This is a genomic window from Flavitalea antarctica, from assembly GCF_054461535.1.
In genome coordinates, this window is record NZ_JBTLQG010000004.1 from 259277 (window position 1) to 266936 (window position 7660).

The 7660-nt window shown below is 39.3% G+C and carries 9 protein-coding genes; all 9 read right to left on the bottom strand.

Going from position 1 to position 7660, the window contains the following annotated elements; translation table 11 throughout:
• Positions 1-130: 130 nt before the first annotated feature.
• The gene (locus ACX0G7_RS06960) at positions 131-1105 is read right to left on the bottom strand and encodes a hypothetical protein (protein WP_458922710.1); all 975 of its coding nucleotides are present in this window, start codon (positions 1103-1105) and stop codon (positions 131-133) included.
• Positions 1106-1939: a phytanoyl-CoA dioxygenase family protein gene (locus ACX0G7_RS06965; RefSeq protein WP_458922711.1), complete on the bottom strand. Its 834-nt coding sequence runs from the start codon at positions 1937-1939 to the stop codon at positions 1106-1108.
• Between the two features lie 58 nt (positions 1940-1997).
• Positions 1998-3002, bottom strand: coding sequence for a class I SAM-dependent methyltransferase (locus ACX0G7_RS06970; protein ID WP_458922712.1), 1005 nt, complete (start codon positions 3000-3002; stop codon positions 1998-2000).
• A 7-nt stretch (positions 3003-3009) separates the two neighbouring features.
• Positions 3010-4263, bottom strand: a complete 1254-nt coding sequence (locus ACX0G7_RS06975; protein ID WP_458922713.1) for an N-acetyl sugar amidotransferase — start codon at positions 4261-4263, stop codon at positions 3010-3012.
• Positions 4253-5038, bottom strand: coding sequence for an imidazole glycerol phosphate synthase subunit HisF (hisF, locus tag ACX0G7_RS06980; RefSeq protein ID WP_458922714.1), 786 nt, complete (start codon positions 5036-5038; stop codon positions 4253-4255). Before hisF ends, ACX0G7_RS06975 begins: the two co-directional genes overlap by 11 nt.
• Position 5039: 1 nt before the next feature.
• Positions 5040-5651, bottom strand: a complete 612-nt coding sequence (hisH, locus tag ACX0G7_RS06985; RefSeq protein WP_458922715.1) for an imidazole glycerol phosphate synthase subunit HisH — start codon at positions 5649-5651, stop codon at positions 5040-5042.
• Complete coding sequence (gene pseF / locus ACX0G7_RS06990; RefSeq protein WP_458922716.1) at positions 5648-6337, bottom strand: pseudaminic acid cytidylyltransferase; 690 nt, start codon at positions 6335-6337, stop codon at positions 5648-5650. Before pseF ends, hisH begins: the two co-directional genes overlap by 4 nt.
• Before the next feature lie 3 nt (positions 6338-6340).
• Entirely contained in the window at positions 6341-7396 is a 1056-nt protein-coding gene (gene pseI / locus ACX0G7_RS06995; RefSeq protein WP_458922717.1) for a pseudaminic acid synthase, read from the bottom strand.
• A partial coding sequence (locus ACX0G7_RS07000) for a GNAT family N-acetyltransferase (protein WP_458922718.1) occupies positions 7380-7660 on the bottom strand: 281 nt, incomplete at its 5' end. The genes ACX0G7_RS07000 and pseI, both read right to left, overlap by 17 nt.

A 7660-nucleotide genomic window follows, 5' to 3' on the forward strand; every position in this document is an offset into this window, starting at 1 on the left:
CATTTTCCTAAAAAAGATTGGTCACCTTCGAGCGACCTATCGGATCATCGGTTAAACTGCGAAATTGTTACCTTTCCACAAAAACTAATCAAACCATCAAAATCTCCGTTAATAGTTATCAATAACTCTATTAAATCCCCCGTACCCGACGAACTAATAGTTTTAGTTTTTCGCGGATCTTGAAATTTTTAATCTCAAATCGTAACCAACATTTATAAAGAAGAAAACTCATATGCAAACGACCAATACCATGGTATAGCCCCAAGGTAGTCTCCACCTCTCTCTTTTGTTGGTCGGAAATAGCATTAGTCGTATTTCTAAATAGTAATGTCATTCGCTTGACAATGGGGTCAAAATTTTGGACAGATTTAAGTGCCTCTAGCGCAAGAATCGAATTTTCGTTTATCTCATAAATCGGCTCATTACCAACGAGAAAAAACGGAATGCCCATTTCTATTGAGTAAAAAGAATATGACCCTAATATGTTTGAGGTCGTGTACCTAAAATTTCGAAGAATTGAATAATACCTTTCTGTAAACTTATAATCAGCTGGATTTCCGGCCGTATAGACTTTAAATCCTTGTTTAATAAACTCTTGATGTAACCCTTTATTTAGATCATGAAAATGAAGCGAAATGCTCACTGGCTGATATTGATCTGGGAGATTCTTTAGCTGTTGAATATAATCATGGATATTGGACAAATCACTTAATTCAGGTATGGTATGCGCGGGGTAAGCCAATGTCCCCAACGCCTCTGTTGAAAGAGTTACCTTATTTTTCCTTCTATAAAATACAAACGGAGAGTATAAATTGTATGCTGGTTTAGAATGCTCCTGTTTCCATTGATTCAACACTTCCGGTGAGTGAAACATAATTGCTTCGGCAGAATTGCTCAACTCGAAATGGTTAAAAGTTGTTAGTATACTTGGTCCACTGTGATCCGTGTAAATCCGAATAGGCAACTTCTTAGGATAAAACCCGTATTTCCGTAGCCATTTACCAAACCCATAATACTCACAGGTCCAATATGGCACATCTGCGATAGGAATCGGCTCCTCAATCCGAAAAATATCGTTTAAATCAGAATCAGCAAAGACTTGCATTCAAGTGCTTTTTATTGTTTGTTTCACTGGAAACAACGTAATAGATTTTTCGGCAGCCTCTTGTATTAAATCCTCTGGGTATTCATGATTCTGTAAATAATGATAGTCCTCCCTACTTGAAATATAGTCAACATAATTCTGAGCATGCCTGTTATTAGCACTTGCAATCATAAAAATTGCAAGTTTTCTGTGTTCTTCCGGTATGGGTTTCTTAAGGGGAAAAGATGCTTTATGATCTAATCTTAAATCAAAAACAATCATATCCCCCGCTTTGCTGGGAATGGTGTACTCATTATATGGATTAGAACCGATTTTCATACGATACATTTTGTTGCGAATCCTTTCTGTAAGCTTAGGCTTTAACACGTTAGCATAACGATCACGTTTCTTATGTGAAAACGGAATGACATCAAGCCCTCCACCATAGATTCCATTGGGTTGTAAATAAATTCCAACCTGGACCATTAAAAAATCTGGCTCCCATTGAAAAAGCTTACCACGACTTTCTTGAGATGTCGTGTCTTTGTGCCAACCACCGAATCCGGAATCGTGAATAGCCGTTTCAGGTATAAATATAAAGTCGTCACCCAGAATCTGCTTTAATGGTGTAATTAGCTTTGAGTTAAATAGTATCCATCTTAGTTCTTTGTACCGTGTGAACACATCAACGTATGCATTACCATATGGGGGCACATTCACTATATCTCCTTTGTAAGGTGACTTCGTCGCAAAAATATTAGTTAGCAATACCCTTGCCTTGCTGACCTCTTCAGAAGTCAGAACACTCGGTATTACCACATAGCCTTGCTTTTTTAATAACCTATCAAGCCTCATTGCATATAGTTTTATTTATGAAAAATCTATCTTACTAGCTCAAATGGCACTCTGCTCTTTACACAGATCTAGCAACAATCCACAGATTTGACGACAAACCACTTGTAGAAAGAAAATTTTGAAATTCTTGGCCCACCTCATTCCATCTGTCAACAAGGACCCTTTTAAGGAATGGCTGATCTTCGAGGCTAAATTCTCCAGATAACACTTTTTTTCTTACTAATTCTGCATCAAGTTTCCCAGGCGTTAAAGTTTCAAGTATTTCGAACCCACTAGCTTTTAATAATATGCCTAATGAAACTGGGTTAAAATAGTTTAAGTGCTCATGGTCTAAACTATTGCATTTCTCACCTAAAACTTCGAAGTCGAAACCTTTTCCATTTGGACATGTTATCAGGAACAGACCTCCCTTCTTCAAGAACCTGTGACAATGGCGAATAAAGGCTGCTGGTGAAAAAATATGTTCAATGACTTCAAAATTTACAACAACATCAAATTTTTCAGCCTCAATTTCAATGTTCTCGACAACATCTTCGATAACTTCTATCCCTTTTTCTCTAAGAGTTCGTGCCAAACCAGGAGTCGGTTCAATGGCAACAATGCGATCAAAAAAATTTCGACATTTCATCTCAACACAGAAAGTACCAAAAGCGGCACCAATCTCAAGTAACGAGTTTGTTTTGATTCCGTACTTCTGACAAAATTTGATTGTTTCGTCTACTCTTGGAACAAAAATTTTTTCCCTTCTCGCATTTTCAGAGGCAGGAAAGATGAATTTATTCCAATACTCGTAATTTTTTGAGTGCTTGTAAAATTCCTCCAATACTTTTTCACTGGGCCTGGGATTAGTATAGATTGTCTGGCATACATTACATTCGACAAAGCTTAACCCATATTTTTGATATTTCGCAGAACTCTTCGATGATTCACAAGCCGGACAATCCACGTGTACAAAGTCACCTGCATGAATTAAGAGCCTTCCGATATCAATAGTCATAGCTACTTGCTGACCATTCATTAGTTCTTCAGGACGAATTTCATTTTCTTTTATTAGCTGGCTCATTCTTAATTCAAATTTCTGTCAATAATGAAATCACTTTATACCTTGCCTGTTGTTGGCTTGTTAAGTTAACTTTCCCGAATGAAGATGGTACACCATTAATATTGTCTTTCCACCACTCACCGTTCTTGATCCACCAAACGCGCGGATCACGAAAAGAATCTGCTATCTCATCAAACTTATTTTCTGTCCATCCAGTATAGTCAAGCCACCTCCACAAATCCGATGATTTTATAGGATCCATTTTCATGATTATTTCCATTCCCTCTTCCCGTGTCATTTTTCCTGCCCTGATATCTTTACAGACATGGTCAGTAGCCCGCCCATAGCCAAACTTAACAAATTTCATGTAGTCGTGAATGCCGTTTTCATGCATATCATCAAGATTTGACATTCTTCGATAAGTTCGTTCAAATGGTTGTTCGGCTTCTTTAAAACCATACTTTTCAATCATCAACGGTCCGTGTACATTAGCATCCCATTTGAAGTAATTAGATATAAATAAACCCCGTACCCCCACTTGCTCAATATCCTTATCATCAGGATAGACCCATGGCAGTAAATCCTTTCGATCCAATTGTTCGTTATACTGACCCGCTGCAGCTACAAAGTCGGTCCACTCATAACCTCTCAGGCAGTGTTCATGACGGTAACGGTAAGTAAATTCAACGAGGTCATTATACGAGTGCATTCCTCCAAGATCCATAAAGCCGTGTTCTCCCCAGATCATAAGTGGAACCCTTTGCTGTACTGCAACCTGGATTGGATAGGTGAAGATTCCCGCATGCGCGTGCCAGTTCATGTCACCCATCATCAGCTGACCGAGGCGGTTCATCTTTTTTAGTACATTGATATTTGGGGTAAAGAAAACATGATCGCAGTTAAACACCTCGCGCATGTTTAATAGATTCTTCATTCCGGTTGGCGTGTAATTGTTGCCATGATAGGTGACCAGCAACGGGTTTAATCCGTATGATTTTATGAGGTGGATCTGCCAATAGCTATCTTTCCCCCCGCTGACTGGAATGATGCAATCATAGTTCGAGCCATCAGCTGACTTGTATTCCTCAATGATTCTTTCGAAAATTTTTCTTCGTCGGTCCCAGTCAATATCGACAGTTTGCTCTGCCGTCCTGCACCCGGAACATATTCCACGTTCATCAAATGCAAGAGGAACAGCAGAACTGGCAGGATAGACGCATTTTTTGCAATATCTCATCCTTGGCAATCCACCAGGGTTTAAATCAGTATTTTTATCTGACATTAATTTTATTTTTTTTCATTAATTCTTTTACCCGTGGATAACTTCTTTCTGTAAAATGAAATATGTTCCCTGCTGCAATTCCTGAAACCCTGGTTTCCTGGGCAACATCAACGAAATCATACGGATCACCGGCTCCGCCGCAGGCAACAATTGGAAGTTTGGATTCCTCGGACAATTTCTTGATTGTATCTGTATCGAATCCATTAGCCTTGCCGTCACGATCTATTGAATTTATTAGAAGTTCACCTGCCCCTGCATCTTCACAACGTTCCGCCCATTCCCACAAAGTCATGTTGGTATTCTGTTGACCAAAATGTGTAAACACAACGGGAACGTTTTCAATGATCTTATAATCGATTGAGACAACTACACATTGGTTTCCATATTTTAACGCAGCCTCCCGGATAAGACCAGGATTTTCGAACGCCTGCGTGTTTATGCTAACTTTATCTGCACCATTTCGAATTCTTAGGTCTATGTCATCAATTGTTTTTATTCCGCCCCCAAATGTTAGAGGCATGAAACAGACCTTCGAAATTCGTTCAATGATTTCTGTAATTGAACTGTATGATTTTATCTTGTGATCATCACGACGAATATCATAATACTTTTCGCGGCTGATGTCTATGTAGATAAGTTCATCTACATCCCAATCATTGTATCTCTTGGCTTCATTAATGATATTTCCGATATTCTGATGATAAGAGAAGCCCTCACTTCTGACAATGAGGCCATTCTTAATGTATAATACTGGTATTAAACGGGTTTTCAGCAACTCAGAGACTATTGAAATTTTTGTAAATCATTAAACCGTCTTTCTGACTTTTTTCCGGGTGAAACTGGCACCCAAAGATGTGACCCGATTCAACGCTACTTTGAAAACGAATACCATATTCCGTTGTGCCTGATACATCATTTTCAGCATCAGCCTTGCAGAAATAACTATGCACAAAATACATATTCGGCGATGGGCCAATTGATTTAAACAGCCTGGCGCCTGGATTGAATTCGACAGAATTCCATCCCATATGTGGAATAGGCAAACCGGAAACAACATCCTTAAATGAATTTACCTTGCCTTTAATTAAACCTAAACCCTCATGGCACCCGTGTTCAATACTGCTTTCAAACAACAACTGCATTCCCAGGCACACACCCAAAATTGGAACCTTAGTGTTGAGTACAAGGTCCTTTATCGCTTCCGCAAATCCTAATCGATGTAAGTTCTCCATTGCCATTCCGAAAGCACCTACCCCTGGCAATAAAATTTTGTCTACCATTTTCAACTCAGCAGTCTCAGAAATTATCCTGGACGGCGCTTCGATAAAATCTAAAGCGTTTTTTACTGATCCCAGGTTGCCCATACCGTAATTGACTATCCCTATCATATCTTATTAATAAGGCTATACTTTAACTCTGCGATTTTCCAATCTTCTAATGTATCGATATCCTGAACCTGCGACTCTAACAATTCCAGGCCCACACTCCTGGATGAAAAAATCTTATTTGAAAGCTGGAAGGCGGCCACTTTTAGAAAATAGAACTGGCCACTGTCGTGAAAAAAATCAGGTAGATCCTGGGTTCTGGTTGTCATATATTCGGGCCAGTGCATTTGTAAATTTCCATTGTCCATAGTAAAGGCCCTTAAAATGGGCGAACTATATCTCACGACCGGTACAACTGAATCAGCTCCTGTCTCAATCAATCTTTTATAGGCGAAGGCCAAAGTTTCCTTAGTTATAAAAGGTGCAGTTGGATAAATGCAGCAACAATATTCATAGTTAATTTGCAAATCCTGGTAGTCATTAAGTACTTCCCGGATCACATCTGCAGTTGTCGATAAATCATCGGAATTAGTTTGTGACCGCATAAATGGCACTTTTGCACCTAAAGAAAGGCCGACATCAGCAATCTCCTGGTCATCTGTAGAAACCATTACCTCCTCGAAACACCCTGATTCAATAGCAGCCGCGATTGGATAAGCTATGATGGGCTTTCCTAGAAAATCTTTAATATTCTTTCTAGGTATGCGTTTACTTCCACCTCTCGCTGTAATAATGGCTACACACTTCATAATTTATCCTATCAAATCAAAACTGAAGGGTGTACCCTTTGCAACATTTTGATTTACTCTCTTACCCAACATATCGGCATATAGTGCTGGAGACAAGCCTAAGCCAGGTCTGATGATACGAGTATTTTCTTTGGTTAAAATTTCGCCGGCACTAATATCTTCAACAATATAAATGGACCTTTTAAACCCAATGCTTTTTTCCTCCTCTGGCAGGATTCCATATTTAACACGACCAAGGCCTAAAAACGCTCGTTCAGATTCTTCTACCAGCATCCGGAATTCCTGTGGCTCCATTGAAAAGGCTGAGTCAACCCCCCCCTCTGCCCTGTTGATGGTAAAGTGCTTTTCGATTACTCTTGCGCCCAGAGCAACTGAGGCCACTGACACACCTATACCCATTGTATGATCCGATAAACCAACATGACAATCAAACAATTGAGACATGTGGGGGATAGTAAAAAGATTAGTAGTTTCTGGGGTAGCCGGATAGGTGCTTGTGCATTTTAATAATATCAAATCCTTACATCCATATTCCCGCAGTGTTTTCACCGCTACATCAAGAGAAGCAACAGTAGAAATACCGGTTGACATAATTACCGGTTTCCCTGTTTGTGCTACTTTTTTGAGTAAAGGCAAATGATTATTTTCAAAACTCGCGATCTTGTACGCTGGTGCGTCAAGCTGCTCAAGAAAATCTATTGCAGTATCGTCAAAAGGTGTGCTAAAGCAAAGCATGCCTTTTTCTTTAGCCCTGTTAAATATTTCCTGATGCCACTCCCAAGGAGTATGTGCCTCCTGGTATAATTCGTATAAATTTCTGCCAACCCATAATGACTTTTTATCTTCAATCAGAAACTCTCCGTGTCTCACATCTATGGTTAATGTATCGGCAGTATAAGTCTGAAGTTTTATTGCATGTGCACCTGCTTTCGCCGCGGCATCTACTATTAACAACGCCTTTTCAATGGACTGGTTATGGTTACCACTCATTTCCGCTATAATGAACGGTTTATGCTCCTGCCCGATAACAACGTTTCCTATTTTAATGTCTTGAAGCATATTTTGCCTGGCTTAGATTTAGAATGAAACTTGGTATGCCATTTAACTCCTCTTCTTTAAAAAGCTGAAATCCCGCTTTTATAAAACTTTTATATGAAGCTTTATTGGTTAAAAAGACATGAGCATAAATCACAGATGCCGGAAATCGTGACAAATAATCACCGGTTGCCATTCGAAGCATTTCTGAGGCATAACCCTTGCCTCTATGTGCTGCATCAACTGAAATACCTATTAATGAAGAACATGCTCCTTTATCTTCAATCC

Coding starts and splice junctions, on each gene's coding strand:
- pseF (WP_458922716.1), bottom strand. CDS start 6,337: ATGAAGTGTGTAGCCATTATTACAGCGAGAGGTGGAAGTAAACGCATA.
- ACX0G7_RS06960 (WP_458922710.1), bottom strand. CDS start 1,105: ATGCAAGTCTTTGCTGATTCTGATTTAAACGATATTTTTCGGATTGAG.
- pseI (WP_458922717.1), bottom strand. CDS start 7,396: ATGCTTCAAGACATTAAAATAGGAAACGTTGTTATCGGGCAGGAGCAT.
- ACX0G7_RS06975 (WP_458922713.1), bottom strand. CDS start 4,263: ATGTCAGATAAAAATACTGATTTAAACCCTGGTGGATTGCCAAGGATG.
- ACX0G7_RS06970 (WP_458922712.1), bottom strand. CDS start 3,002: ATGAGCCAGCTAATAAAAGAAAATGAAATTCGTCCTGAAGAACTAATG.
- ACX0G7_RS06965 (WP_458922711.1), bottom strand. CDS start 1,939: ATGAGGCTTGATAGGTTATTAAAAAAGCAAGGCTATGTGGTAATACCG.
- hisH (WP_458922715.1), bottom strand. CDS start 5,651: ATGATAGGGATAGTCAATTACGGTATGGGCAACCTGGGATCAGTAAAA.